The following is a 24,914-nucleotide window of genomic DNA, read 5'->3' on the forward strand; positions in this document are numbered from 1 at the left end:
AGAGCAGGGCTCCTCCTGTTTTGACCGTCATCTGACCGTGGAACCCCACGGCATCCCCTGTCCGAGCCTGCGCTCCCCCGGCACTGGGCGGTACCGACAGGACGCCAAGTCGACAACAGATCGAATCGCTATGTCGACTCGACTCTAGCCGACGCTCCCCGGCGGGAAGAGGCACGCCCAACAGTTCCAGGAGCTCCGCGGTGGCCACCCGGCAGGTTCCGCCACAGCGGAGCAGCCGACAGGGGAACCGGCCGCTTCTGGCGAGTTGTACGCCGTCGTCCTCCCCATGCGCGGGGTGCGTGCGGCCGTCATCAGATCGACGGCGGCTGGTAGGTCGTACAGCTCATGGATCGTGAAAGCACCGCCGTGGGTGCGGGAGGTGACCACCCCCGTCGACATGTACACCGTGGTCCTGGTCGGCAGTTCGGACAGCCGCACCGTGGCCGGGAGGTTCGTCACCCCGCGCGGCTGCACCTGGCGCAGTGCCGCGAAGACCGTGCCGTAGCCCTGCCCGGAAACGCCGTCTCCGTTACTCTGAGAGCTCCGCCCTCGGGCGGCCACAGCCTGCAACACCGTTGGAGGAGAGGCGTCATGGCCACTGCACCCCCCGCCCGCACCACCGACCTGCGCGACGAGATCGCCACCGCGCTCTCCATCGGACGCGAACTCGGCCCGGAGTTCGACGCCGAGGTCGCCGACTCGCTGGCCACGCGCGTGGAATCGGAGACCGCACCGAAGCGCGAGGGGGAGCATGAGCGGTCCGGCTCCGCCACTCGCAGCGCACGGACGCTCAAGGTCGCCGGGTGGGGCACGCTTGGTATCGTCGCCGCCGCCTGGGCGGCCGAGTCCGCCCCTCCCGCCCCCGCGGAAATGGCGTGGGCAGTCCTCGCCGTGGTCGCGATCGTGCTGCACGTGCTGCGGACCTGGCGGACCTGACCCGCCACCCAGCGTGGGCCCCCTTGCGCAATGCACGCCCACCCGCCGAGCCGTCGGGGGTTGGTGCCCCATTCCCGCCTGGGAAACCCACGCGGGTGGGCTGCGGCTATGGGGCGCAACTCGCTCCGCGAGCGCTTCGCGCACCCCAGCCCCGCCGCCGCACTTCTGTGGCGGCGGCTTGCCGGTGGTTCCCTCCTTCTGGGCTTGCCGGACCCAGCTCTGGACGTGCTGGGGCAGGATCTCGTTCATGCGCATCCTGCCGAACTCGGGCACGAAGCGTTTGTGGACTGTGTAGGTGGCGTTCTGGCGGGTGGACTCCTCCATGACGTGGTCGGGCAGCCAGGTTTCGAGGACGAAGTCAGCGAAGCGCTGGCGTCCGTGCCTGGCGCTGGTGACGCGGCCCTCGGCGACCTTGGCCTTTCCTGGTACGCCCACACACGAAAAGGCTCCCCGCGGGGGGCCTTTTTTCGTGCCCGTGCGCCACGCGTGCGTCAGCGCCCGACGCGCGGTCCTGCCCCGCCGCGCGACGTGTCGACAACGGGACGAGTCGACGTGTCGACTCGTGCACCTGTCGACTCGTGGACCTGTCGATCCCCGAGGCCGTCAGCCGCACGTGCTGACCCTCCCGGCGAGCGCGGCGTTGAGCTCGCACACCATGTCCTCGGGGTGCGGGTCGGTCGAGCCCGGGCGGATCTGCGTGTCCACGTGGTCCCGCAGCACCTCGCTCACGTACGGGTAGTAGGGGGTGCGCGGCCGCAGCAGCCCCTCGCCGACGGCGTCGCGCAACTCCTCCCAGTACCGCACGTCCCTGGCCTCGGCGTCGCTCAGCCGGTAGCCGTTGCCGCGAGCGGGGAGCAGACCCGCCTCCCGGAACTCCGTCTGGACGTCCTGCCCGGTCATGGCCGCGACCAGGCTCCAGGCCTCGTCCCGGTGCGGTGACTCCCCGGTGACCGCCAGGCTGTTGCCGCCGAGCACGGCCGCGGGCAGCCGGAGCACCCCGAAGGCGGGGTCGCCGCCCTCGGTCTCCCCCGCCCAGCCGACCCAGCGCAGACCCTCCCGGAGCGTCTCTGCGCTCTCGGAGTCGGCCTGGAGCTGGGGCACGACGCGGGGCCAGTGGCGCATGAACACCACCTCACCGCCGCGGAACCGGTTCAGGCTCTCGGTCTCGGTCTCCTCCAGGGCCGCGCGCGGGATGACGCCCCCGGCCTCGGGGTCCAGCCCCGTCTCCAGCACCTCCAGGCCCTGGAACTCCCCGCTCGCACCGGCGGACGTGACACAGTCCCCCTCCGCCTCACCGCCCTCCACCCCGTCCGCCCCGTGGAAGGTTCCCCGGCTGTCCGCCTCCAGACCGGGGTGCCCGCCGAGCACGAACTCCAGGGCGTTGACTGTCAGGCCCTCGTAGTCGGCGAACTGGCCCGTGTACCCGTGGTCCAGGCCGTGCTCGTCGCGCACCTCGCCCGCGAGGCCGAGAAGCCCGCGCCAGCCGTCCTCCTCGATCCGGGCGGTGACCTCCTCGGGGCCGACCAGGTCAGCGCGGTAGTAGAGCAGGCCCACGTCCATGTGGAACGGCACCGCCCGCGCCCGGCCCTCATAGCACACCGCGTCCCGGGCGCGGCCCAGGAAGCCGTTCCACGCCAGCGGACCGTCGCCCCGGGTGTCCACCTCCGCCAGCCAGCTCCGTTCGTGGAACTCCGGCACCCACTGGTTGTCGAGGAGGAGGACGTCGTAGGCGGCGGGGTCGGCCTGCATCGCCACGACCATCTGCGAGCGCTGCTCGTCCGCCCGGGGGGAGAGCCACCGGACGTCGACCTCCCATCCCTCGTTCTCCGCCTCCCAGCGCTCGATGAGCCGCGTGTACACACCGCCTCCGCCCGCGTCCCCCGTGGCGGTGACGTCCACGGGAAGGGCGACGCGCAGGACCCGCTCGTCCCGCTCGTCCCGCTCGCCTCGCGCGTCACAGGCGGCGGAGCCCAGCAGCAGGAGCGACAGGACCGCGCACGTGACCGGCCGCGGGCGGGCCCTCACGGGGTCGCCGCCCTGGTCCCGGCCACGATGCCGTAGACGACCTGTTCGAGTTCGTCGGCGCGCGGGTGGTGGCACTCGGCCCCCGCGCCCGCCAGCCGACTGAGCAGCGCGTCTCCACCACATCCCTCGTTGCCCACGGACACCACGTGCACCCGCACGCGCTCGTCGAGGCCCTCCAGCACAGCGGCCACGTCGTCCGCCCGCGCGCCGCCGCGCGGCTCGGGGAGGGCGACGCCGTCGGTGAGGACGACGAGCGCGCAGGCACCGGGCTCCCCCAGCCGGTCGGCGCAGGACCCCAGCTCCTCGGCGCCGTCGCGGATCGCGTCGGCCAGCGGGGTGGCCGGGAACTCGGCGGTCAGCGCGTCGATCTTCTCGTACGCCAGCTCCTCCCGGCGCGCGTCCATGCCCGGTTCCGGGGGCAGGACGCGCTCCTGGCCGGTGACGTCGTTGCCCGGCCCGCCCTCGGGAAAGGTCCAGACCCCCACGGTGTCCTGCTCCCCCAGGAGGCCGACGGCGGTCCGCGCCAGCCGCTGCGCGGTCGCCAGCCGGGTGCCGCCCGTGCCGGGGCCGCTCATGGAGTCGGAGCGGTCGACGACGAGCAGGACCTCGACCGGGGCGCGGGAGCGTTCCTGCTGCCGGAGGCTGGACTCCAACCGTTCCCGCCACTCCTCGTCGTCCCGGGCCGAGTCGAGGTGTCTGACCTCCATGAGGGACCGCTCCGCCTCCCCGCCGATCATGTCGCCCTCCACCGTCCGGTAGCCGTGGAAGGCCCTCGTGGCCCGGGGCCGCCGCATCCAGTCCTCGAACTCCGCCACCTCCCGTTCGACCCCGTCGTCGCCGCCCCAGTCCAGCCGTACGAACGGGTGGTCCAGGCCCGGCGTCTCGGAGAAGTAGACCGGGACCAGGGGCACGTCCGGTTCCTCTCCAGTCGGTCCGCATCCGGGGCCGAGCTGTCCGCCGGTGTTGTAGGCGTTGACCGCGTACTCGGTGCTGAACACCCCGACGGAGGCGGGGTCCGCGTCCCCGCCGCGCAGCGCGCACAGCAGGCCGAGGTTGCCCTCGGCGTCGAGCCCGGCCGAGGTCGCGCGTGCCTCCGCGACCTGGATCTCCTCGGCGCCCCCGTCCCCGTAGGCGGAGTACAGGGTCTCGGTCTGGATCAGCGCCGAGACCGACGCCTCCGGTGAGGGACGGGCGAGGAGGAACCCGGCCTCCGCCGCCGCGGCCGTGCAGACGACGAGGTTCGAACGCGTTCCGCTCGGGTCGGTCCCGGAACAGGCGGGGATCTCGCTCGCGGACTCGGGCAGCCCCAGGACCACGGGCGTGAGCCTGGTGGCGGGCTCCTCCCCGAGCTCCAGTCCGGGTGCGTCACCCGGGTCCCCGACCAGCAGGGTGATGTCCGCTCTGGAGTCCGGCAGCCAGACGTGCGGACGCGGTCCCGCGCGCAGGTCGCTCCACCCCTCGCGCAGTAGCTCGCGGGTCCGTGCGGATCCACCCGCCGTGGTGACGCTGACGCGTACGGGCACGCAGCCGGTCCTCTCGTCCCGGCCGCCGAGGTAGGCGGAGAAGTCGTCGGCGGCCCGCTGAACGACGGCGTGCTGGTCCGGGGTGGTGAGCACAGTGAGCTCGGTGGGCGGGGCGCACTGGAGGCTCAGCCCCAGGTGGCCGTTGGCCCGCAACCAGTACATCCCGGTGGGGGCGAGGGTGAGCAGTGCGACGGCGGCGACGGCGAGGGGCCAGACCGGCCGCCCGGTGCCACGGCGCCCCCTCCCCGTCATCGCCGTGACACGGCTTCTCCGAACGGGGACGGCCGCCTCCCTCCTCCGCGTGCCGTGCCCGCCCCGTTCCCGGACGGCACCCGCGAGCGTGTGCGGAAGCCTGCGCAGGGAGGAGAGCCGCGCGCGGACGAAACGCTTGGCGGTGTTGCGTACCGCGCGCAGAAGGTCCACCGGGACGAGCCACGGCCCCACGCCCGTGTCCTCCTTGACCAGGCGCCTGAAGTTCCTGTCGCGGGCGAACCGTGTGGCACGGCGGGCGATCAGGTCCCCGTTGCGCCGGTCGTGGTCCACGATGACGCCCACCAGCCGTTCCCTGACGAACACGGCGGTGCCGGAGGACCCCTTCCACGACACGTCGTTGCCGTACTCCCGCTGGACGTCGAGCCGGAGGTCCTTCCTGACCATGCCGTCCCACGGGCTGAGGGTGCCCCGCAGGTCCTTCAGGTCCCGGTCCCCGTCGTTCGCCGCGAGGTCGGGGTAGCCGAGCGAGCGGTACGGCTGCGGTTCGTCCGCCGAGAGCTTTCCCCAGCGCACGGAGGGGTGGGGCCGCGGCTCCTCCAGCAGCAGCAGGGCGACGTCCGTCCTCCGGTCCGACCAGACGACGGAGCACCGCAGGAAACCGCTCGGCGGGTCGGCGCCCAGGCGCACGTCGACACGCTCGTGGCCGTCGAGCACATGGGCCGCGGTGAGGACGAGAGAGGGCCCGACGAGGTAGCCGGTCCCTCCCCTGGAGGCGCCCCCGCTCCTGACGACGCGGACGTCCGCGACATACCTCGGGTCCATCAGTCCAGGTCCCTGCGGTCCTCCCAGACCGCTCCGCTCTCGGAGGCGATCGCGACGTTCTCCCCGTCCGCCCCGGTCAGGGCGAGCTTCAGCGTGATCCTGTGCGTGTTCTTGCGGCCGACCTTCCCGTCAGCCCCGAGGGAGACCACGCCGAAGCTCACTCCGGCCTTCCCCGCTCCCTCCCCGTGCGCCTCCAGGAGGAGTTCGACCTCGGCCTCGACGATCTCGATGCCGATTCCGTGCTCCTCCTTCTCCTTCTGCGCCGCGGTGAGTTCATCGCGTAGTTCCTTGATGGCCTGGGCCAGTCCGATGGTGGACACCTGATGACTCCCTGGGGGTGTTTCGTCGTGGGGACGGCGGGAACAGGGCCGTGTTCTACGTCACAGGACGGGTGTGACGGCCAGTTTTCCACGCCGGTCCGTCGTTAACAGGGTGTTTTCCGCTGTACCTCACTGTTCTCGGACGGAGCGCGCGACTTCCCCCTGTTCACGGCCCCTCTCCGTCCGGAAGCCGACTCGGCGCCATGTCGACTCGTCGACCCGCCGACATGTCGTCCGCCAGACACCGGGCCGTGGCTGGTCACGGGACGCGAGCCACTGACGGTGCCATCCTTCTGACCGACCGTTCGGTCAGGACATGGCTTTCGAGCTGCGAAAAGTGGGCCCCAGTGTAGAAAGTGCCTTGAGTCACATGGCATGGTGTCCTGGGGCTCAGTCCGGTGTCGGACATGTCCTTCCTGTCGCTTGTGCGCCTGGAGGGACGGGTGATTGTCACCGTGACTGCCGGGACCAGGAGCCCACGAGCGGAATCCGACCTTCGGTCGGTAGAGAACATACGGAGCACCAATGGCAACTTCCGACTCGACGGCCCCAGGGCCGGGCGGCGCGATCGAGACCAGGGAGCGGCGGCGCGTCCTCGCCGGGACCATGGTCGGTACCACCATCGAGTGGTACGACTTCTTCATCTACGCGCAGGCCGCCGGCCTCGTGCTCGCACCCCTGTTCCTGTCGCCGCTGACCGAGGCCAGTCCAGGGCTGGCCCAGGTCCTGTCCTTCGCGACCATCGGCATCTCCTTCCTCTTCCGGCCGCTCGGCGCGATCGTCGCGGGCGCCCTCGGCGACAGGTTCGGCCGCAAGCGCGTGCTCGTGGCGACCCTGGTCATGATGGGGCTCGCCACCTGCCTGATCGGCCTGCTGCCCACCTACGCCCAGATCGGCGTGGCCGCGCCCGTCCTGCTGATCATCCTGCGCATCCTCCAGGGCTTCTCCGCGGGCGGCGAGTGGGGCGGCGCGGCGCTGATGTCGGTGGAGCACGCGCCGGTCAACAAGCGCGGCTTCTTCGGCGCCTACCCGCAGATCGGGGTCCCCTGCGGCATGATCCTGGCGACCTTCGTCGTCTGGGTGATCACCGCCGCCATCGGCCCGGAGGCGTTCCTGGAATGGGGCTGGCGCATCCCCTTCCTCCTGTCCTTCCTGCTGATCATCATCGGCCACCTCATCCGCAAGTCCGTGGAGGAGTCCCCGGTCTTCAAGCTCATGCAGGCGCGCAAGGCCGAGACCTCCGCCCCGCTGGGCCGCCTGTTCCGCAACCACACCCGGGAGGTCGTCCTCTCCGCGCTGATCTTCGTCGCCAACAACGCCGCCGGGTACCTCGTCATCGCCTACCTGGCGACCTACGCCTCCCGGCCGGTCGAGGAGTTCGGCCTCGGTATGGACCGCGGGCCCGTGCTCCTGGCGACCACCCTCGCCTCGTTCGGCTGGCTCGTCTCCACGCTCTACGGCGGCATCCTGAGCGACAGGCTCGGCCGGGTGCGGACCTTCCAGCTCGGCTACCTGCTGCTGGCCGCCTGGTCCGTGCCGATGTGGTTCATGGTCGACACCGGCAACATCTACCTGTACTTCGCGGGCGTCTTCGTCTTCACGCTCACCCTGGGTCTGAGCTACGGCCCCCAGTCGGCGCTGTACGCGGAGATGTTCCCGGCCGAGGTCCGCTACTCCGGCGTGTCCATCGGCTACGCCCTCGGTGCGATCCTCGGTGGCGCGTTCGCGCCCACGATCGCCGAGCTGCTGCTCACCGAGACCGGAGCCTCGTGGTCGATCGGCGTCTACATCGTCGTGGCCTGCGCGGTCTCCTTCCTCGGGGTCTCCCTGGTGAAGGAGCCCAAGGGCGTCGACCTCTACGCGGGCGGCACCGAGCCGACCACGGCCACGAGGTGAAAGGCGACGGGGCGGCGGACCGGTCCGCCGCCCCGCCGCCCCGTCCCCCGTCCCCTGTCTTCTGTCTCCTTGTCGTCCAGCCGCCCTGTCGCCCCGGGGCGACAGATCACCGGCCTCGCGACTCCGCGCGCTGGCGCGCCGGGCCCCGGCGGTCCCAGTCCAGTTCGTAGGCGGTGTTGACCAGGGCGATGTGGGACAGCGCCTGGGGGAAGTTCCCGACCAGCCGCCGCGCGTCCGTGTCGTACTCCTCCGCCAGCAGCCCCACGTCGTTGCGCAGACTCAGCAGGTGCTCGAAGATCCCCCGGCCCTCGTCCACGCGGCCCTGCATGACGAGGTTGTCCACCAGCCAGAACGTGCAGGGCAGGAACACGCCCTCACCGGGGGGCAGACCGTCCACGTGCCGGGTCCCCTCGTCCATGGAGTAGCGCTGGACCAGGCCGCCGTCGCACAGTTCCCGCTGGATCGCGTCCACCGTCCCCCGCATGCGCTCGTCGGTGGCCGGGAGGAAGCCGACGGTGCTCGCCATCAGGAGCGATGCGTCCAGGGACGTGGAACCGTAGTACTGGGTGAGGGTCCGCCGACCGGGGTCGTACCCGTGCTCGCACACGTCCCGGAAGATCTCTTCGCGCAGGCGCTTCCAGTCGTCCACCGGGCCCTCCAGCCCGAACCTCTCGACCGCGCTGACGGCACGGTCCGCCGCGGTCCACGCCATGATCTTGGAGTGCGTGAAGTGCCGCCGGGGTCCGCGCATCTCCCAGATCCCGTTGTCGGGGTCCTGCCAGTGCGACTCCAGGAAGTCCATCAGGTGCCGCTGGAGCTGCCAGGCCGGTTCCCGCGGCGGGATCCCGTGCTCCCTGGCCTGGTGGAAGACGTCCATCACCTCGCCGTAGACGTCGAGCTGCCACTGCTGGGCCGCCTCGTTGCCGATTCTGACGGGACGGGCGCCCTCGTACCCGGACAGCCAGTCCAGCTCCAGTTCGGGCAGCCTGCGCTCCCCCTCGACCCCGTACATGATCCGCATCTGCGCGGGTTCACCGGCCACCGCCCGCAGCAGCCACTCGCGCCAGTTGGCCGCCTCCCGTTTGTACCCCGACTCCAACAGCGAGAGCAGCGTCAGCGTCGCGTCGCGTATCCAGCAGTAGCGGTAGTCCCAGTTGCGCACGCCGCCCAGCTGCTCGGGCAGCGAGGTGGTGGCCGCGGCGACCATACCCCCGCCGGGCGCGTGCGTCAGAGCCTTGAGGGTGATGAGCGACCGGACCACCGCGTCGCGGTACTCGCCCTGGTAGGTGCACCTGGACGCCCACTCCCGCCACACCCCCTCCGTGTGCTCGATGAGCGCGCCCACGTGGGGCGGGTCCGGCTCGGGGGCACGCACCGGCGTCCAGACGAGGGAGAAGTCCACACTGTCCCCCGCGGAGACCGTGAACTCCGCGACCGGCCTGGACGGGGCCAGGACGTCGAACTCCACGTCGGAGTCCAGACAGCAGCTGTCCGGACCGGCGACCATGTGCAGCCGCCGCCCCTCCTTGCGCACCCACGGGACTATCGACCCGTAGTCGAAGCGAGGCACGGCCTCGGTCCGCATGCGCACGCGGCCCTCCAGGCCCTCGACCCGGCGCACCATGCCGGTGCCGTGCGCGCCGATGGGCATGCAGTCCACGACCCGCACCGTCCCGTCCGCGCACCGGAACTCGGTCTCCAGCACCAGGCTGTCGGAGCGGTACCGCCGCGCCGAGACCCGGTGCTCCCCGGCCGGGGCCATGGTCCAGCGCCCGTTGCCCTCGTCGCCCAGCAGGGCGGCGAAGCAGGCGCCGGAGTCGAACCTGGGCAGGCACAGCCAGTCCACGCTCCCGTCCCTGCCGACCAGCGCCGACGTCTGCATGTCACCCAGAAACGCGTAGTCCTCGATGGGCAGAGCCACACCCCGCCTCCCTTCCGTTCACGACCGGATGCCTACGTCCCCCCGCCTCACGTCAGCGGCCTCCTCGCCCTCCTCCCGGCAGGAACTCCTGCGCCTTGGACCTGACACCCTGCCTGACCACGGACCACGCGTCGGGATCGCCCTTGGCCAGGGCCTTGGCCACGCTCTCCATCTGGTCCAGCGTCGCGTGCGGCGGGATCGGCGGGACGGCGGGGTCGGTGACGAACTCGACCACGCAGGGCCGGTCCGCCGCCAGCGCCCGCTGCCAGGCGTCGCGCACGTCGGAGGGGTCCTCCACCTTGATCCCCATCAGCCCGATGCTCTCGGCGAACCCGGCGTAGGGGAAGTCGGGGATCCGCTGCGAGGGGAGGAACTGCGGTGCGCCGCCCATCGCGCGCAGCTCCCAGGTCACCTGGTTGAGGTCGCGGTTGTTGAGGACGGCGACGACGACCCGCGGGTCCTCCCACTCCCTCCAGTAGTGGCCGATGGTGATCAGTTCGTTGATGCCGCTCATCTGCATGGCGCCGTCCCCGACGAGCGCGACCACCGGCCTGTCGGGGTGGGCGAACTTCGCCCCCGTGGCGTAGGGGACGCCGGGGCACATCGTGGCCAGCGTGCCCGACAGCGTCCCGCGCATGCCCTCGCGGAACACCAGGTGCCGCGCGTACCAGTTGGCCGCCGAACCGGAGTCCGAGGTCACCATCACGTCGTCGGGCAGCAGCGGGGACAGTTCGTGGAAGACGCGTTCGGGGTTGACCGGGTCGGCGTCCACGTGGGCGCGCCGTTCGAGGACCTGCCTCCACCGCGCGACGTCGTCCTCGATCTTCTCCCGCCAGGAGCGGTCGGTCTTGCGCTCCACGAGCGACAGCAGCATCCGCAGCGTCTCCGCGGAGTCGCCGACCAGGTTGCACTCGAACGGGTAGCGCATGCCGACCATGGTCGGGTCGATGTCGATCTGGACGGCGCGCGCCTGGCCGAACTCGGGCAGGAACTGGCTGTACGGGAAGCTGGAGCCCACCACGAGCAGGGTGTCGCAGTCCCGCATCAGCTCGTAGGAGGGCCGGGTGCCGAGCAGCCCGATCGACCCGGTCACGAAGGGCAGGTCGTCGGGGAGGACGTCCTTGCCCAGCAGCGCCTTGGCCACCCCGGCGCCCAGCGCGTCGGCCATCTCGACGACCTCGTCCGCCGCTCCCCTGGCTCCCTGCCCGACCAGCATGGCGACGCGCTCGCCGGAGTTGAGGATCTCGGCGGCCTCGGCCAGTCCCTCCGGGGACGGCGTGGACCGCGGGGAGGGGAGCCCCAGGCTGGAGGGCACCATCTTGAACTCGTGCTCGGGCGGCGAGTACTCCAGGTCCTGCACGTCGGCGGGGATGATGACCGCCGTGACCGTGCGCCTGCTCGCGGCGGTCCGCATCGCCCGGTCCAGTACGTTGGGCAGCTGCTCGGGGACGGTCACCATCTGGAGGTAGTCGCTGGCCACGTCCTTGTACAGCGACATCAGGTCGACCTCCTGCTGGTAGGAGCCGCCCATCGCGCTGCGCGCGGTCTGGCCGAGGATCGCCACCACCGGGACGTGGTCGAGCTTGGCGTCGTAGAGGCCGTTCAGCAGGTGGATGGCCCCGGGACCCGAGGTGGCCGCGCACACCCCCACCCGGCCGGAGAACTTGGCGTACCCGGTGGCCTCGAAGGCCGCCAGCTCCTCGTGCCGTGACTGGATGAAGCGGGGCCGGTCGCCAGCTCGATCCCATGCGGCGAGCAGGCCGTTGATGCCGTCGCCCGCGTAGGAGAAGACGCGGTCGACCCCCCACTCGCGCAGACGCTTCAGTACGTGGTCGGACACCAGTTCCGCCATGACCGCTTCCCTCCCGGGTTCGACGCCGTCGGTCGGCACCGCCCCCGCGGCACCGCGCCCGCTGCGCGCGGAGGCGTTGACCCGGCGGCTCGCGGCCCCCGGACCGCCACGGGAGTGCCTCGCTGGCGCGACTACCCCGACTCCCGCGTCCGCACTCACCGCGCGGACCGCGCGGTCCACCCGTCCCGCTGCCACGGTCGCGGGTCGGCCACCGTTGCCACGGTCGCGACCTGGTCACCGCTGCCCCGCACCGCGGGCCGGACGTTTGCCCGTCCGCGGGGTCGGTCAGTGGTGTGTGGCGGCCGCGGGCGGCGGTCGCCACCGCCGCGTCGCCGCCCACGAGGAAGAGTGACCTGTGTCACATCGGGTAATGATTCACCATCAGCCCCTTGCGTCACGAGGGCACAAGAAACGGACGCAACCACGGTGGAGGTAACCATGTCCAACCGGACATCGGCCCAGGGCGTGACCAGAGTTCCCGGAAAGCCGATCCGTATCGCCGCGCTCGTCTACGGCATCGTCTTCCTGCTGGTGGGCGTGATGGGCTTCATCCCCGGCCTGACCACCAACTACGACCAGATGCAGTTCGCCGGGCACCACTCCGAGGCCTTCCTGCTGGGCCTCTTCCAGGTGTCGATCCTGCACAACCTGCTCCACCTGGTCCTCGGCGTGGCCGGGGTGGCGATGGCGCGCACCGCCGGTCTGGCGCGGATCTACCTCATCGTCGGCGGTCTGGCCTACCTGGTGCTGTGGGTCTACGGGCTTCTGGTCGAGTCCGGCGACCCGACGAACATCGTGCCGCTCAACGACGCCGACAACTGGCTGCACCTGGTGCTGTGGCTGAGCATGATCGCGCTCGCGATCGTCCTCGCGCCCTCCCGCCGACGCGGTGCCAGGGGCTAGCGCCCGAACGGACCCGCCCGCACAGGGTCCGCACGCGACCGGCCCCGGTCCCCGAACGGGGACCGGGGCCGGTCGCGTGCGGGTCAGCGCCGGTCGAGCCACTCGTAGGCGGCGCTGGTGGCGCAGGCGTAGACCGTGTGGTGCAGCAGGTCCACCGCCACCTCCTCGGCGCCCCACTTCCAGGCCGGGGGCGCCGTGCCCGTGGCCGGGAGGGCGACCTGCTCACCGCCCCACACCGGAGCCAGACGCGCGGCCGCCGCGGCGGTGCCGTGCAGCCCGGCGGCGCCCAGCAGCCCGCGGACCGCCCCCCACGAGGTCCCGTATCCCCAGTGCACCGCGGTGTTGAACCGCTGCTCGCCCGAGGAGCCCTCCGGGCGCACCCCGAGCACCTTCCCGGCGGCGTCGGCGGGCGAGCTGCTGCCTCCCCTGCCGCGCAGTCTGGCCTCGGCGGTGCTGGAGACCGTCATCGCCGCCGTACCGGCCACCCCCGCCAGCAGTCCCCTGCCGACGGCGGACGAGGTGTGCGCGAGGGCCCGTGCCAGTCGTTCCCTCACGCCCGCCTCAGCGCTCCACCACGTGCCGCTTGTTGGGCACGCAGTGGGTCATCGTCAGCCCCGACACGTCGCGGGGGCCGTTCTTGCCCAGGTTGGCCATGCGCCGGCGCTCACCCTCGTCCAGGCTCTGGCTCCGCAGCGGTTCCAGGTGCGCCACGTCGCCCGGAGTGATGCCCAGCCCCTCGCCGACGCGCAGCCCCAGGTCGTCGTCGACCATGAGGAAGTGCCAGACCATCCGCTCCTGGATCGGCCGGTCGCACTGGGAGAGCTGCCCGGTGAAGTTGCGCACCAGGTCGTCGCGCTCCCAGTCCTCCATCAGCGTGTACCGCTGCCCCGCCTGCTGGTAGTCGTTGGTGCGGGAGATGCGCTTGCGGGTGACCCGTCCCCGGATCTCCGGCCCCTGCTCGTCGTGCGTGGGGTACTGGCCCTCACGCAGACCGCCGTTGATGGACGGCTCGTAGTTGACGTGCGGGTTCTCGCCCCCGGAGTCCTGGTGGTAGGCCATCAGACCGTCGCGCTGGTTGGTGCGCACGTTCGCGTTCCTGGCCTGGTTCACCGGCAGCTGGAGGTAGTTGGGCCCCACCCGGTAGCGCTGCGTGTCGCTGTAGGAGAAGGTGCGCCCGACGAGCATCTTGTCGTCGGAGAAGTCCAGGCCGTCCACGAGCACGCCGGTGCCGAAGGAGATCTGCTCGTTCTCCGCGAAGTTGTCCGACACGTTCCGGTCGAGCACGATCCTCCCCACCGCCCTGGGCGGGAAGTCCTGCTCCGGCCAGGTCTTGGTGTCGTCCAACGGGTCGAAGTCGAGTTCGGGGTGCTCCTCGTCGCTCATCATCTGCACGAGCAGCTCCCACTCGGGGTACTCGCCGCGGTCGATGGCCTCGTGCAGGTCCTTGGTCGCGTGCCCGGTCTCCTGCGCCTGGAGGTTGGCGGCGTCGGCCTCGGTCATGCTGCGCACGCCCTGCTTGGGCATCCAGGTGTACTTGACCAGGACGGTCTCGCCCACGTCGTTGACCCACTTGTAGGTGTTGACGCCGAAGCCCTGCTGGTGCCGGTAGTCCGCCGGGATGCCGCGCGGGCTGAACAGGTTGACCAGCATGTGCATGCACTCGGGGGTCTGCGACATGAAGTCGAAGATGCGGTTGGGCTCCTGGCGGAAGGTCACCGGGTCCGGCTTGAGGGCGTGGATCACGTCGGGGAACTTGATGGCGTCGCGGATGAAGAACACCGCCAGGTTGTTGCCCACGAGGTCCCAGTTGCCGTCCTCGGTGTAGAACTTGATCGCGAATCCGCGCGGGTCGCGTGCGCACTCCGAGGAGTCCCTGCCACCGATGACCGTGGAGAAGCGCAGTGCGATGTCGGTCCGCTTCCCCTGGCCCTGGAACAGCTTGGCCCGTGTGTAGCGGCTGATCGGCTCGTCACCCCACGAGCCGTAGGACTCGAAGTAGCCGAACGCGGTCGCCCCGCGCGCGTGCACCACCCGCTCCGGGATGCGCTCCCGGTCGAAGTGGCTGATCTTCTCCAGGAACTGGTAGTTCTCCAGCGTCGCGGGCCCCCGCTCCCCGACCGTGCGCTGGTTCTGGTTGTCGTAGACCAGGTGTCCCTGCCGGTTCGTGAGCACCTCGCGGTCGTCTCCCGGCGCGGACCCCTGGCTGGATACGTCGGTCATGGAACTGGTCCCCCACCACGTCGTCATGATCCCTGTCCAGGTGCCCCCTGCCCACTGCCGCGGCCCCGGACGCGCGGAGGGGGAAGTTCTTACCAACTGGAGGGAGTACCGGGACCCTCCCCCCCCGCCGGGGAAGTCCGGAAAGGGGGTTTCGCCCCTCTCCGACGCCGGTGTTTCACGTGAAACACCGCAGCCCGGACCGCGTCACGGAAACCCCATGGAACCGCCACGGGCGGCGTGTCCTCGCCCGCGCGGACGCCCGTCCGGCACACGGTGGAGATTCGGACCCATGCCCCTCGCGTCCGTGGGTAGCGGGAGACCTGGAGACCATCGACGGGCCCCGGGCCCGGGGCGGAGGCGAGCATGGGCGTACGCACGTGGATCGAGTCGTGGCCGGTGTACCGGCAGTTCACCGGGGACGACCCGACGGGGCGCGGTGCCGCCGCGAAGTCCCGCCGGTCGGAGAACCTCAGGGCGCGCACCGAGGAGGCCGACCGGGTCGTGAAGTCGGTCTGTCCCTACTGCGCGGTGGGGTGCGGACAGAACGTCTACGTCAAGGACGAGAAGGTCGTCCAGATCGAGGGCGATCCGGACTCGCCGATCAGCCGCGGGCGGCTGTGCCCCAAGGGGTCGGCCAGCCTCCAGCTCACCACCGGTTCCGGCCGCGAGGAGAAGGTCCTGTACCGGCGCCCGTACGGTACCGACTGGGAGGAACTCGACCTCGACACCGCCATGCGGATGGTCGCCCACCGCGTGGTCCGCACACGCGAGCGGACCTGGGAGCGGGAGCACGAGGGGCGCCGGGTGAACCGGACGCTGGGGATCGCCAGCCTCGGCGGCGCCACGCTGGACAACGAGGAGAACTACCTCATCAAGAAGCTTCTGACCTCGCTCGGCGTCGTCCAGGTGGAGAACCAGGCCCGCGTGTGCCACAGCTCCACGGTCGCCGGGCTCGGGACGTCCTTCGGCCGCGGCGGGGCGACCATGTTCCTCCAGGACCTCCAGAACTCCGACTGCATCGTCATCGAGGGCTCCAACTTCGCCGAGGCCCACCCGGTCGGCTTCCAGTGGGTCATGGAGGCCAAGGCACGCGGCGCGGTGGTCATCCACGTCGACCCCCGATTCAGCCGCACCAGCGCGCTCGCCGACATGCACGTGCCCATCCGCGCGGGCACCGACATCGCCTTCCTCGGCGCGATCATCAACCACGTCCTCACCGAGGAGAAGTACTTCCTCGACTACGTCCGCACCTTCACCAACGCCGCCACGATCGTCGGCGAGGAGTTCCAGGACACCGAGGACCTGGACGGCCTGTTCTCCGGCTTCTCGGAGGAGGACAAGAGCTACGACGTCACCACCTGGAGCTATGAGGGAGGCGAGGTCGCCGCGGCGGCGGGTGACCGCGACCAGCTGAGTGAGGCGGAGCGGGCCGGGGGCGAGGGCACCAGCCGCTCCGGACGTCCCGAACAGCAGGGGTCGGGCGGCGCGGTGATCAGGAACCCCTCCTCCGAAGACCCGACGCTCACCCACCCCCGCTGCGTGTTCCAGATCCTCAAACGCCACTACGCGCGCTACACGCCCGAGACGGTCGAGGAGGTGTGCGGCATCCCCAAGGAGACCTTCCAGCGAGTGTGCGACCACCTCACCAGCAACTCGGGCCCCGACCGCACCAGCGCCTTCTGCTACGCCGTGGGCTGGACCCAGCACACCGTCGGCTCCCAGTACATCCGGGCCGCCTCCATCCTCCAACTTCTGCTGGGCAACATCGGCCGCCCCGGCGGCGGCATCCAGGCCCTGCGCGGGCACGCCAGCATCCAGGGCTCCAGCGACGTGCCGACCCTGTTCGACCTGCTGCCGGGCTACCTGCCGATGCCGCACGCCCACGAGGAGCAGTCCCTGGAGACCTACGTCCGTGCGGTCGGCCAGCCGCACAAGGGCTTCTGGGCGAACATGGAGTCCTACATGGTCAGCCTGCTCAAGGCCTGGTGGGGCGAGCACGCGACGGCCGACAACGACTACTGCTTCGACCACCTCCCCCGGCTCACCGGGTCCCACAGCCACTACGACACCGTGATGGCCCAGATCGCCGGGGACTGCAAGGGCTACTTCCTCATGGGTGAGAACCCCGCCGTGGGGTCAGCCAACAGCCGGGCCCAGCGCATGGGCATGGCCGAGCTGGACTGGCTGGTCGTGCGCGACTTCTCTCTGATCGAGAGCGCCACCTGGTGGAAGGACGGGCCGGAGATCGAGTCCGGGGAGATGCGGACCGAGGACATCGGCACCGAGGTGTTCTTCTTCCCGGCCGCGGCGCACACCGAGAAGTCGGGCACCTTCACCAACACCAACCGGCTGCTCCAGTGGCACGACCGGGCCGTGAGCCCGAGCGGGGACCAGCGCAGCGACCTGTGGTTCATGTACCACCTGGGCCGGACCATCCGCGGGATCCTCGCCGACTCCGACGACCCCAAGGACCGCCCCGTCCTCGACCTCACCTGGGACTACCCCCTGGAGGAGGACGGCGAGCCCGACGCCGCCGCGGTCCTGCGCGAGATCAACGGCCACGACGCCGAGGGCCGTCCGCTCACCGTCTACACCGAGCTGCGCGACGACGGGTCGACCTCCTGCGGCTGCTGGATCTACTGCGGCGTCTTCAAGGACGGGGTGAACCAGGCGGCGCGCAGGAAACCCCACACCGAGCAGGACTGGATCGCCGGCGAGTGGGCCTGGGCCTGGCCGGACAACCGGCGCGTCCTCTACAACCGCGCGTCCGCCGACGCGGAGGGCCAGCCCTGGAGCCCCCGCAAGAGCCTCGTGTGGTGGGACGCGGACAAAGGCAGCTGGGTCGGGCACGACACACCCGACTTCGAGAACCGCAAGGCGCCCGACTACCGCCCGCCCGAGGGCGCCGAGGGGGTCGAGGCCCTGTCGGGGACGGACGCCTTCATCATGCAGGCCGACGGGCGGGGGTGGCTGTACGCGCCCGCCGGGCTCACCGACGGGCCGATGCCCACGCACTACGAGCCGCAGGACACCCCGTTCGAGAACCCGCTGTACGGGCACCAGCGCAATCCGACGCGCCTGCTGTACCCGCACGAGTACAACCGGTACCACCCCGCCCCCGGCACGCCCGGGGCCGACGTCTTCCCGTACGTGGTGACGACCTACCGGCTCACCGAGCACTTCACCGCGGGCGGGATGAGCAGGTGGACGCCCTACCTGGCCGAGCTCCAGCCCGAGTTCTTCTGCGAGGTCGGCCCCGAGCTGGCCGAGGAGCGCGGGCTGGAACACGGCGGCTGGGCCACCGTCGTCACCGCGCGCAACGCCATCGAGGCCCGGGTCATGGTCACCGACCGGATGGCGCCGCTGAGGGTGCAGGGACGGGTGGTCCACCAGATCGGAATGCCCTACCACTGGGGGCCCAACGGGTACTCGACCGGGGACGCGGTCAACGAGCTGATGCCCATCGCGCTCGACCCCAACGTGCACATCCAGGAGGTCAAGGCGATCACGGCCGACATCCGGCCGGGGCGCAGGCCCCGGGGGGCTGAACGCCTCGACCTGGTGCGCGAGTACCGGGAACGGGCCGGAATCACGGAAGAGACGGGACTGGAGGTGTGAGCGTGTCCGCGGAGAACAACGGGGACGGCAGGCACGAGAGGGTCGGCTTCTTCACCGACACGAGCGTGTGTATCGGTTGCAAGGCCTGCGAGGTCGCCTGCAAGGAGTGGAACATGGTCCCCGAGGACGGCCTGGACTTCACGTCCATGTCGTTCGACAACAGCGGCGGGCTGAGCGCGGACACGTGGCGTCACGTGGCCTTCGTCGAGCAGCGCGAGCCCCTCGGCCACCAGGACCCGGGCGTGGGACGCCCCGGGGCCGTCGACCTGGGCATGCCCTCCTTCGAGCTGCCCGGCGCCGCCACGGGCGCCGACGAGCGCGGTGAGTTCCGCTGGCTGATGTCCTCGGACGTGTGCAAGCACTGCACCAGCGCCGCCTGCCTGGACGTGTGCCCGACCGGCTCCCTGTTCCGTACCGAGTTCGGCACGGTGGTGGTGCAGGAGGACATCTGCAACGGCTGCGGGTACTGCGTTCCGGCCTGCCCCTACGGTGTCATCGACAAGCGGGAGGAGGACGGTCGGGTCTGGAAGTGCACCCTGTGCTACGACCGGCTCGGCGACGGCCTGGAACCCGCCTGCGCCAAGGCCTGCCCCACCGACTCGATCCAGTTCGGCAACCTCGACGAACTGCGTGCGCGCGCGGAGGCGCGGGTGGCCGACCTGCACGAGGCCGGGGTGTCCTCCGCCCGCCTGTACGGCGAGGATCCCGAGAACGGGGTGGACGGCGCGGGCGCGTTCTTCCTGCTGCTGGACGAGCCCGAGGTCTACGGGTTGCCGCCGGACCCGGTGGTGACCACCCGGGACCTGCCGTCGATGTGGCGGCACGCCGGTGTCGCGGCGGCGGCGCTGGTGGTCGGGGCGGCCGCGACGTTCGTGGGGAGGCGCTGATGAGCTCGTCGGACGTGACCAAGGAGGGCATGCGCGGGCAGCGCCCCGGACGGGAGGCCGTCACGGGGGCCGCCGACGTCGTAGGGGAGGAGCAGCGCCGCGAACACGGTGAGGGGCGCCGCAGGAGGAAGGGGCGCGGCGAGCCCACGCGGGTGCCCGACGCCGAGTTCCGCTCCTACTACGGCAGACCGGTCCTCAACCAGATCGTGTGGAAGGCCTCCGACATCGGCGGCTACCTGTTCCTGGGCGGACTCGCCGGGGCCTCGTCGGTGCTCGCCGCCGGTGCCGAGGTGACCGGCCGCCCGGCGCTGGCCCGCCCCCTCAAGTACGCCGCCCTGGGCGCGATCTCCGGTTCGACGGCCGCGCTCATCCACGACCTGGGGCGCCCCGAGCGCTTCCTCAACATGCTGCGGGTGGTCAAGCCGACCTCGCCGATGAGCGTCGGGTCCTGGATCCTCATGGCCTACGGCCCCCTCGCCGGGGTCGCCGCGGTGACCTCCGCCACCGGGTGGTTCCCGCGGATCGGCCGGGCGGCCACCCTGGGCGCCGGTGCGGTGGGGCCGCTGGTGGCCACCTACACGGCGCCGCTGGTGTGCGACACCGCGGTGCCTTCCTGGCACGACGGCTACCGGTACATGCCGTTCGTGTTCGCCTCCTCCGCGGCCTCGGCCGCGGGCGGGATGGGCCTGGTCACCGCGCCCCTGGCGCAGAGCGGCCCCGCGCGCCGCGCCGCCGTGGGCGGGGCCCTGGCCGAGACGGTGCTCTTCGAGGCGATGGAGCGCCGGATGGGACTGTCCGGCGAGCCCTACCGCCGGGGCACGGCGGGCGGGTTCGTCCGCGCCGCCAAGGCGCTCACCCTGGCCGGTGCGGCCGGTGCGGTGTTGGGCCGCCGCAGCCGGGTGGCGTCCGCGGTGAGCGGCGCCGCCCTGCTGGCCGGTTCCGCGTGCACCCGGCTGGGCGTCTTCCACGCGGGCAAGCAGTCCGTGGCCGACCCCAAGTACACGGTGGTGCCGCAGCGCCGCAGGCTGGCCGAGCGGGAGGCGGAACGCAAGGGCGCCGACGCGGCCGCCGTCCCCCGGGCCCGGTCCGCGGAGGAGTGAGTGGCGGCCGTCCTCCCCCGCGGCTCGGGCGGGGGAGGACGGCCGCACGGGGCGGTTATGCGGTGGTCGGTGCGGTCGGTGCGGTCGGTGCGGTCGGTGCGGTCGGTGCGGTCGCCTGCTCGGTGATCAGCCCGCGGACCTGGTCGGCGCGGTAGCGGCGGGCGCCGCCCGGGGTGAGGTGTACGCGGAGGCGACCGTGGTCGGCCCACCTATTGACGGTTCTGACATGCACCCTGAACAGGGCCGCCACCTCGCGCGGGGTGAGCAGGGATCCGACCTCGTCGGGCAGTGGCTGGTACTCGGTCACTGAGGGGCCTTTCGGGGGTGTGGGGCCGTGTGCGGGGAACGGGGTGCCCCGCACACGGCCGCTGTCGTGGTCACTCGGCAGGTTCGGTGGGCAGGTGTTCGAGGGGCGAACGCCATACGACGGGGTGCTGTCGGTACACGTCCCACCCGGTACGGCAGACGCGCATCTGGGCGCCCTTCCGCGCGCCGTACACCTCCTGGCGCTCCCAGGTCGATCCCAGGTACCTCACCCGCGCGCCGTGGGCGCGTGCCCACACGCGCAGACCGGTCATGGTCGGTACCTCGTGGAGTTCGAGCACGGTTCTCATCGCTGCCGCGCCTCCTCGGCCCCGCGCAGTTCGGCGGCGGCCCGAAGGGCGGTGCGGGCCAGGTGCTCCAGAGCCGCGATGCGTTCGGCCCGCTGGTACGGGCGCATCCACCCGGGGGTGAGGTCGACGTGGCAGGCGGCGATCACCAGGGAGTGGATCGGTCCGGCCCCGGCGGCCTCGTGGACCACGCGGATGTCGGCGGCCGTCAGGTCGGTGATCGTGACGGCGGTCGTGGCTGTCATCGCGACGCCTCCGGTGCGGACGCGGACGCCGGGACCGCGAGGAGCGGGCGGCACCCGCGGATGCGGTGGCGTCGGGAGGAGTTCACGCCCTCACCCCCGTGAAGACCTGCCACCGGCGGACCGCGTCGGCCAGATCGGACAGGTCGGTCAGTCCGGGCAGGTCGGCGTGCGGTCGGCCCCCGGAGGGCCGCTGGGAGGTGGTCTGGAGGACACCGGATCCGGCGCGGGTACGGTCGTCCCGCTTCTCGGACCGCTCCTGCTCCCACGCCCGGTAGTAGGGGCGGACCAGGTGGCGGTCGGGGCGCGGCGGCAGCGGCGGGTGCGCCGGGTCGGTGGAGGTCTCCCCGGCCGGGGGTGCGGACGTGCGCCGCGACCGGTACGCGGCCGGGGGCTGGGAGGTGCGGGGGCGCGTGAGCGGACGGGCGGCGCGCGCGTGCCGCCCGTGGGGCGGCGGGATCACCAGGGACTAGAGGTACATGAGACGGGTTGCCAGGTATCGCACGGGGCGACCTCCTGAGGTCGGGTGCCGGATGGGAGGTCCGGCCGGGAGTTAGAATCACCTCTATCATCGAAAGTAAAATTTCGATTCTCAAGTACGTGTCCGAAAATCGACTCCTAATCATTTAAGTCCGATAAGCGAAGGCTGGGGCGCTCGGTGATGGGCGGCGATAGGATCGGCGCGTCTGGCGAGGAGGACAACGTGGCAGGTCGTACGGCAGGTCCCACGATCAGCAGGAGGCAGCTTTCAGGTGTGCTCCGGCGTCTTCGTCGTGAGCAGGAGAAGACCCTGGAGCAGGTCGCGGACCGGGTCGAGTGGTCGACTGCGAAGGTGTCCAACTTCGAGACCGGCAGGACTGCCCGTCCCTCGGTGACCGATGTCAGCGCGCTCCTCCGTGTTTACGGAGTGTCGGTTGACAGCCCTGAGGGCGAGGCGATCCTCGCCCTGGTGCGCCAGTCACGGCAGAAGAACAGGTGGAGCGGTTTCGGAGATGTTCTCACCGGTGAGTACGCCGCGCTGGAGGAGGAAGCCTCCCGCATATCCACCTACGAACCGATCGTCATCCCGGGCTTGGCCCAGACCGAGGGCTACACGCGCCTCCACATGCAGTCCGCCTCTGTGCCCCGTGTCAAGGCCGACATCGAACGCGTGGTGGCCGCACGCCGCCAGAGGCAAGAGATCCTCTTCAGCCAGGGTGCTCCTGAGCTGTGGATGATCATCGATGAGAACGCGATCCGCCGGATGTCGGCGGATCCGAAGATGATGCGTGAACAGATCGAGCATCTGATCGCGGTGTCGGATGACCTCTCCAACGGCGTCACCCTGCAGGTGATGCCCACGAGTTCGTCGTTCCGGTCAGGCCTTGTCGGGCCGTTCGTCATCCTTGAGTACGACGACCCCGACGTGGCTCCGTTCGTGTTCCTGGAGACGGACACTGACGGCCTCTACCTCGAAAGAGACGAGGAGGTCGACCGGTACCGGCGCCTCTTCGAGCAGGCCCAGTCCATCGCGTTGGGCGCCCATGATTCCGTGGAGCTGTTGCGCGGTCTCGCTCCCTAGAAAGAAGTGAATCCCATGCGTCTGGCCCCTGTTTCCGCAGAGCGGCTCACCTTCCGTAAGAGCAGCTACAGCACTCCGCAGAACTGTGTGGAGGTCGCCGACGTGCCAGGCGGTGACGCCGTTGTCCGCGACTCCCAGAACCCTCATCTCGGGCATTTCGTGGTGTCGGGGCCCGAGTGGACCACGTTCCTGGACTCCGTGAAGCACCGCGGTCTGTGAACGGGGAAGGCCCCCGACGCCGATAACGCGTCGGGGACCTTGTCTAACTCCCAGAATGAGCCTACAGTCCACCACGGCCACCGGCCAGAGTCCGGACGTTTCCGGGCAGAACCAGACAGGCCCGGGCCCGAACACCCGGCGGAAGTCGGCGGTTCGGTGGCGCCTCCCCCCCCCGCCGGTCAGGCGTCGCGGACCTGGTCCGGGCGGCTGACCACCGGGGGCTCCACCGACCAGGGGAAGTTGATCCACCGGTCGGTGTGCCTCCACACGTACTCGCACTTGACCAGGGAATGCGGCTTCTCGTAGATGACCGCGCTGCGGACCTCGGCGACGTGCTCGGCGCAGAAGTCGTGGACGAGCTTGAGGGTCCTGCCGGTGTCCGCGACGTCGTCGGCGACCAGGACCCTCTTGCTGCCGAGGTCCACCACGTTGGGCACCGGGGGGAGCATGACGGGCATGTCGAGCGTGGTGCCGACCCCGGTGTAGAACTCCACGTTCATCACGTGCAGGTTCTTCACGTCCAGCGCGTATCCCAGCCCACCCGCCACGAAGAGGCCGCCGCGCGCGATGGAGAGGATCATGTCGGGCTCGAACCCGTCGTCGGCGATCGCGTGGGCCAGGTCGCGGATCGCGGTGCCGAAGAGCCCGTAGTCCAGGTTCTCGCGCTCGTCGCTCACGAGGTCCCCTCTTTCCCGGTGGTGTGGTGTGTGGCGCGGCTCGGTACCGCCCCAGGCTAACCACCGCCGCGTCGCTTCGTGCCCGCACGGAGACGGAGCGCGGTGGTGCGGGCCACTTGTCCACGCCGGATGGTGTTCTGGGTCACACGATTGGATGTTCGGCCAGTTTTCCGAGCTGAATCCTCGACGTTTTCTTGAGTTTTGCGTGGTTGTGGCGAACAGATGGCAATAAACAGCACCATGTGTCTGAACACTTCTCCCTGACACAGGAGGCTGGCGCCATGGCTGATGACCGGGACCTTCTCCCCTCCGAGCAGCCGGTCCGGTTGCTCGACGAGACCGGAAGCCCGGTGGACGGGGCCGCCCTGCCGTTCCCGGACCGGGAACGGCTGCTCGCCGCGTACACCTCCCTGGTGATCGGTCGCCGCGTCAACGACCAGGCCAGCGCCCTCGTGCGGCAGGGCCGCCTGGCCGTGTACCCCTCCTCGCACGGGCAGGAGGCCTGCCAGACGGGCGCGGCCCTGGCCCTGGCGGAGGGCGACTGGCTGTTCCCGACCTACCGCGACACCGCGGCGGTGGTCGCGCGCGGGGTGGACCCGGTGGAGGTGCTCACCCTGCTCAAGGGCGACTGGCACTCGGGCTACGACCCCTACGCGCACCGCGTGGCCCCGCAGGCCACACCGCTGGCCACCCAGCTCCTGCACGCGGTGGGCGTCGCGCACGCCGCACGCCTGCGCGGTGAGGACACCGTGGTCATGGCGATGTGCGGCGACGGCGCCACCAGCGAGGGCGACTTCCACGAGGCGCTGAACTTCGCGGCGGTGTTCCGGGCCCCGGTGGTGTTCTTCGTGCAGAACAACGAGTACGCCATCTCCGTCCCCCTGGCACGCCAGACCGCCGCGCCCTCGCTGGCCCACAAGGGCGTCGGCTACGGCGTGGCCGCGGAGCGGGTGGACGGCAACGACACCCCCGCGGTGCTCGCCGTGCTGGACCGGGCCGTGGCCGCCGCGCGGGCGGGCGAGGGCCCCCAGTTGGTGGAGGCGCACACCTACCGCATGCAGGCGCACACCAACGCCGACGACGCCACCCGGTACCGCAGCCAGGAGGAGGTCGACCCCTGGAAGGCCCGCGACCCCCTGCTGCGCATGGAGGCCCACCTCACCAGGAAGCGCGTCCTCACCAAGGCTCGCAAGGCGCGGATCGCCGAGGAGGCGGAGGCCGTGGCCACCGCCATGCGCGAGGGCATCGCCAGGGACACCGACCCCGAGCCCGCCGAGCTGTTCGCGCACGTGTTCGCCACCCCCACACCGCAGTTGGACGAGCAGGCCGCCTTCCTGGCCGACGAACTGAGCAGAGAGGGCAACTGAC

22 protein-coding genes and 1 pseudogene are annotated in these 24,914 nt (G+C 71.0%); 10 read left to right on the forward strand and 13 right to left on the reverse strand.

Going from position 1 to position 24,914, the window contains the following annotated elements:
• The first annotated feature begins 379 nt into the window (after positions 1 to 379).
• Both ACSIH6_RS24615 and ACSIH6_RS24620 read left to right on the forward strand, forming a co-directional pair.
• A complete protein-coding gene (locus tag ACSIH6_RS24615) occupies positions 380 to 505 on the forward strand; it encodes a hypothetical protein (RefSeq protein ID WP_435110677.1) in 126 nt (41 codons plus the stop codon).
• Positions 506 to 591: 86 nt separating this feature from the next.
• Positions 592 to 936 carry a hypothetical protein gene (locus tag ACSIH6_RS24620; protein WP_435110678.1) on the forward strand — a complete coding sequence of 115 codons (345 nt, stop codon included), beginning with the start codon at positions 592 to 594 and terminating at the stop codon, positions 934 to 936.
• Between the two features lie 222 nt (positions 937 to 1,158).
• On the opposite strand, the pseudogene ACSIH6_RS24625 reads toward ACSIH6_RS24620, so the two are convergent.
• From ACSIH6_RS24625 to ACSIH6_RS24640, 4 genes and pseudogenes are all read right to left on the reverse strand, one after another.
• Positions 1,159 to 1,371 (reverse strand): annotated as a pseudogene (locus ACSIH6_RS24625) (tyrosine-type recombinase/integrase); the annotation flags it as partial.
• 168 nt (positions 1,372 to 1,539) lie between these two features.
• Complete coding sequence (locus tag ACSIH6_RS24630) at positions 1,540 to 2,961, reverse strand: extracellular solute-binding protein (RefSeq protein ID WP_435110679.1); 1,422 nt, start codon at positions 2,959 to 2,961, stop codon at positions 1,540 to 1,542.
• The gene (locus ACSIH6_RS24635) at positions 2,958 to 5,519 is read right to left on the reverse strand and encodes a trypsin-like peptidase domain-containing protein (RefSeq protein WP_435110680.1); all 2,562 of its coding nucleotides are present in this window, start codon (positions 5,517 to 5,519) and stop codon (positions 2,958 to 2,960) included. Before ACSIH6_RS24635 ends, ACSIH6_RS24630 begins: the two co-directional genes overlap by 4 nt.
• Positions 5,519 to 5,839 (reverse strand): trypco2 family protein, encoded by a 321-nt coding sequence (locus ACSIH6_RS24640; RefSeq protein WP_435110681.1) that lies wholly within the window; start codon positions 5,837 to 5,839, stop codon positions 5,519 to 5,521. Before ACSIH6_RS24640 ends, ACSIH6_RS24635 begins: the two co-directional genes overlap by 1 nt.
• A 525-nt stretch (positions 5,840 to 6,364) precedes the next feature.
• On the opposite strand from ACSIH6_RS24640, the gene ACSIH6_RS24645 reads away from it, so the two are divergent.
• Positions 6,365 to 7,735: an MFS transporter gene (locus tag ACSIH6_RS24645; protein WP_435110682.1), complete on the forward strand. Its 1,371-nt coding sequence runs from the start codon at positions 6,365 to 6,367 to the stop codon at positions 7,733 to 7,735.
• A gap of 106 nt (positions 7,736 to 7,841) precedes the next feature.
• On the opposite strand, the gene ACSIH6_RS24650 is transcribed toward ACSIH6_RS24645, so the two are convergent.
• Positions 7,842 to 9,656: a glycoside hydrolase family 15 protein gene (locus tag ACSIH6_RS24650; RefSeq protein WP_435110683.1), complete on the reverse strand. Its 1,815-nt coding sequence runs from the start codon at positions 9,654 to 9,656 to the stop codon at positions 7,842 to 7,844.
• A 52-nt stretch (positions 9,657 to 9,708) separates the two neighbouring features.
• The gene (locus tag ACSIH6_RS24655; protein WP_435110684.1) at positions 9,709 to 11,508 is read right to left on the reverse strand and encodes a thiamine pyrophosphate-requiring protein; all 1,800 of its coding nucleotides are present in this window, start codon (positions 11,506 to 11,508) and stop codon (positions 9,709 to 9,711) included.
• A 438-nt stretch (positions 11,509 to 11,946) separates the two neighbouring features.
• Here ACSIH6_RS24655 and ACSIH6_RS24660 point away from each other — a divergent pair, with 438 nt between their 5' ends.
• The gene (locus ACSIH6_RS24660; protein WP_435110685.1) at positions 11,947 to 12,411 is read left to right on the forward strand and encodes a DUF4383 domain-containing protein; all 465 of its coding nucleotides are present in this window, start codon (positions 11,947 to 11,949) and stop codon (positions 12,409 to 12,411) included.
• Positions 12,412 to 12,494: 83 nt separating this feature from the next.
• On the opposite strand, the gene ACSIH6_RS24665 is transcribed toward ACSIH6_RS24660, so the two are convergent.
• Together ACSIH6_RS24665 and ACSIH6_RS24670 are read right to left on the reverse strand one after the other, a co-directional pair.
• Positions 12,495 to 12,965 carry a hypothetical protein gene (locus ACSIH6_RS24665; protein ID WP_435110686.1) on the reverse strand — a complete coding sequence of 157 codons (471 nt, stop codon included), beginning with the start codon at positions 12,963 to 12,965 and terminating at the stop codon, positions 12,495 to 12,497.
• Between the two features lie 7 nt (positions 12,966 to 12,972).
• The gene (locus ACSIH6_RS24670) at positions 12,973 to 14,631 is read right to left on the reverse strand and encodes a catalase (RefSeq protein ID WP_435110687.1); all 1,659 of its coding nucleotides are present in this window, start codon (positions 14,629 to 14,631) and stop codon (positions 12,973 to 12,975) included.
• Between the two features lie 363 nt (positions 14,632 to 14,994).
• Here ACSIH6_RS24670 and fdh point away from each other — a divergent pair, with 363 nt between their 5' ends.
• From fdh to nrfD, 3 genes are read left to right on the forward strand one after another with little or no spacing between them, the layout of a single operon-like run.
• Positions 14,995 to 18,249 (forward strand): formate dehydrogenase, encoded by a 3,255-nt coding sequence (gene fdh / locus ACSIH6_RS24675; RefSeq protein WP_435110688.1) that lies wholly within the window; start codon positions 14,995 to 14,997, stop codon positions 18,247 to 18,249.
• Positions 18,246 to 19,136 carry a 4Fe-4S dicluster domain-containing protein gene (locus ACSIH6_RS24680; protein ID WP_435110689.1) on the forward strand — a complete coding sequence of 297 codons (891 nt, stop codon included), beginning with the start codon at positions 18,246 to 18,248 and terminating at the stop codon, positions 19,134 to 19,136. Before fdh ends, ACSIH6_RS24680 begins: the two co-directional genes overlap by 4 nt.
• The gene (gene nrfD, locus ACSIH6_RS24685) at positions 19,136 to 20,236 is read left to right on the forward strand and encodes an NrfD/PsrC family molybdoenzyme membrane anchor subunit (protein WP_435110690.1); all 1,101 of its coding nucleotides are present in this window, start codon (positions 19,136 to 19,138) and stop codon (positions 20,234 to 20,236) included. Before ACSIH6_RS24680 ends, nrfD begins: the two co-directional genes overlap by 1 nt.
• A gap of 55 nt (positions 20,237 to 20,291) precedes the next feature.
• Here nrfD and ACSIH6_RS24690 read toward each other — a convergent pair whose 3' ends face one another.
• The 4 genes from ACSIH6_RS24690 to ACSIH6_RS24705 all read right to left on the reverse strand — a co-directional run bounded on the left by ACSIH6_RS24690 (position 20,292) and on the right by ACSIH6_RS24705 (position 21,552).
• Positions 20,292 to 20,543 (reverse strand): helix-turn-helix domain-containing protein, encoded by a 252-nt coding sequence (locus tag ACSIH6_RS24690; RefSeq protein WP_435110691.1) that lies wholly within the window; start codon positions 20,541 to 20,543, stop codon positions 20,292 to 20,294.
• Positions 20,544 to 20,613: 70 nt separating this feature from the next.
• Positions 20,614 to 20,850, reverse strand: a complete 237-nt coding sequence (locus tag ACSIH6_RS24695; RefSeq protein WP_435110692.1) for a hypothetical protein — start codon at positions 20,848 to 20,850, stop codon at positions 20,614 to 20,616.
• Positions 20,847 to 21,092, reverse strand: a complete 246-nt coding sequence (locus tag ACSIH6_RS24700; RefSeq protein ID WP_435110693.1) for a hypothetical protein — start codon at positions 21,090 to 21,092, stop codon at positions 20,847 to 20,849. The genes ACSIH6_RS24695 and ACSIH6_RS24700 overlap by 4 nt, the downstream gene beginning before the upstream one ends.
• Positions 21,093 to 21,174: 82 nt before the next feature.
• The gene (locus ACSIH6_RS24705; RefSeq protein ID WP_435110694.1) at positions 21,175 to 21,552 is read right to left on the reverse strand and encodes a hypothetical protein; all 378 of its coding nucleotides are present in this window, start codon (positions 21,550 to 21,552) and stop codon (positions 21,175 to 21,177) included.
• Positions 21,553 to 21,792: 240 nt separating this feature from the next.
• Between ACSIH6_RS24705 and ACSIH6_RS24710 the strand changes: the two genes are divergently transcribed.
• Positions 21,793 to 22,650 carry a helix-turn-helix domain-containing protein gene (locus ACSIH6_RS24710; RefSeq protein WP_435110695.1) on the forward strand — a complete coding sequence of 286 codons (858 nt, stop codon included), beginning with the start codon at positions 21,793 to 21,795 and terminating at the stop codon, positions 22,648 to 22,650.
• 15 nt (positions 22,651 to 22,665) lie between these two features.
• A complete protein-coding gene (locus tag ACSIH6_RS24715) occupies positions 22,666 to 22,869 on the forward strand; it encodes a DUF397 domain-containing protein (protein ID WP_435110696.1) in 204 nt (67 codons plus the stop codon).
• A gap of 179 nt (positions 22,870 to 23,048) precedes the next feature.
• Here the strand turns inward: ACSIH6_RS24715 and ACSIH6_RS24720 are convergent, their stop codons facing one another.
• The gene (locus ACSIH6_RS24720; RefSeq protein WP_435110697.1) at positions 23,049 to 23,546 is read right to left on the reverse strand and encodes a phosphoribosyltransferase; all 498 of its coding nucleotides are present in this window, start codon (positions 23,544 to 23,546) and stop codon (positions 23,049 to 23,051) included.
• Positions 23,547 to 23,827: 281 nt separating this feature from the next.
• Here ACSIH6_RS24720 and pdhA point away from each other — a divergent pair, with 281 nt between their 5' ends.
• Positions 23,828 to 24,913, forward strand: a complete 1,086-nt coding sequence (pdhA, locus tag ACSIH6_RS24725; protein ID WP_435110698.1) for a pyruvate dehydrogenase (acetyl-transferring) E1 component subunit alpha — start codon at positions 23,828 to 23,830, stop codon at positions 24,911 to 24,913.
• Position 24,914 lies beyond the last annotated feature (1 nt).

Source organism: Nocardiopsis synnemataformans, assembly GCF_965343085.1.
GTDB classification, from domain to species: domain Bacteria; phylum Actinomycetota; class Actinomycetes; order Streptosporangiales; family Streptosporangiaceae; genus Nocardiopsis; species Nocardiopsis alborubida.

Coding starts and splice junctions, on each gene's coding strand:
- ACSIH6_RS24620 (WP_435110678.1), top strand. CDS start 592: ATGGCCACTGCACCCCCCGCCCGCACCACCGACCTGCGCGACGAGATC.
- ACSIH6_RS24635 (WP_435110680.1), bottom strand. CDS start 5,519: ATGGACCCGAGGTATGTCGCGGACGTCCGCGTCGTCAGGAGCGGGGGC.
- ACSIH6_RS24645 (WP_435110682.1), top strand. CDS start 6,365: ATGGCAACTTCCGACTCGACGGCCCCAGGGCCGGGCGGCGCGATCGAG.
- ACSIH6_RS24655 (WP_435110684.1), bottom strand. CDS start 11,508: ATGGCGGAACTGGTGTCCGACCACGTACTGAAGCGTCTGCGCGAGTGG.
- ACSIH6_RS24660 (WP_435110685.1), top strand. CDS start 11,947: ATGTCCAACCGGACATCGGCCCAGGGCGTGACCAGAGTTCCCGGAAAG.
- ACSIH6_RS24670 (WP_435110687.1), bottom strand. CDS start 14,631: ATGACCGACGTATCCAGCCAGGGGTCCGCGCCGGGAGACGACCGCGAG.
- fdh (WP_435110688.1), top strand. CDS start 14,995: ATGGGCGTACGCACGTGGATCGAGTCGTGGCCGGTGTACCGGCAGTTC.
- nrfD (WP_435110690.1), top strand. CDS start 19,136: ATGAGCTCGTCGGACGTGACCAAGGAGGGCATGCGCGGGCAGCGCCCC.
- ACSIH6_RS24695 (WP_435110692.1), bottom strand. CDS start 20,850: ATGAGAACCGTGCTCGAACTCCACGAGGTACCGACCATGACCGGTCTG.
- ACSIH6_RS24700 (WP_435110693.1), bottom strand. CDS start 21,092: ATGACAGCCACGACCGCCGTCACGATCACCGACCTGACGGCCGCCGAC.
- ACSIH6_RS24715 (WP_435110696.1), top strand. CDS start 22,666: ATGCGTCTGGCCCCTGTTTCCGCAGAGCGGCTCACCTTCCGTAAGAGC.
- pdhA (WP_435110698.1), top strand. CDS start 23,828: ATGGCTGATGACCGGGACCTTCTCCCCTCCGAGCAGCCGGTCCGGTTG.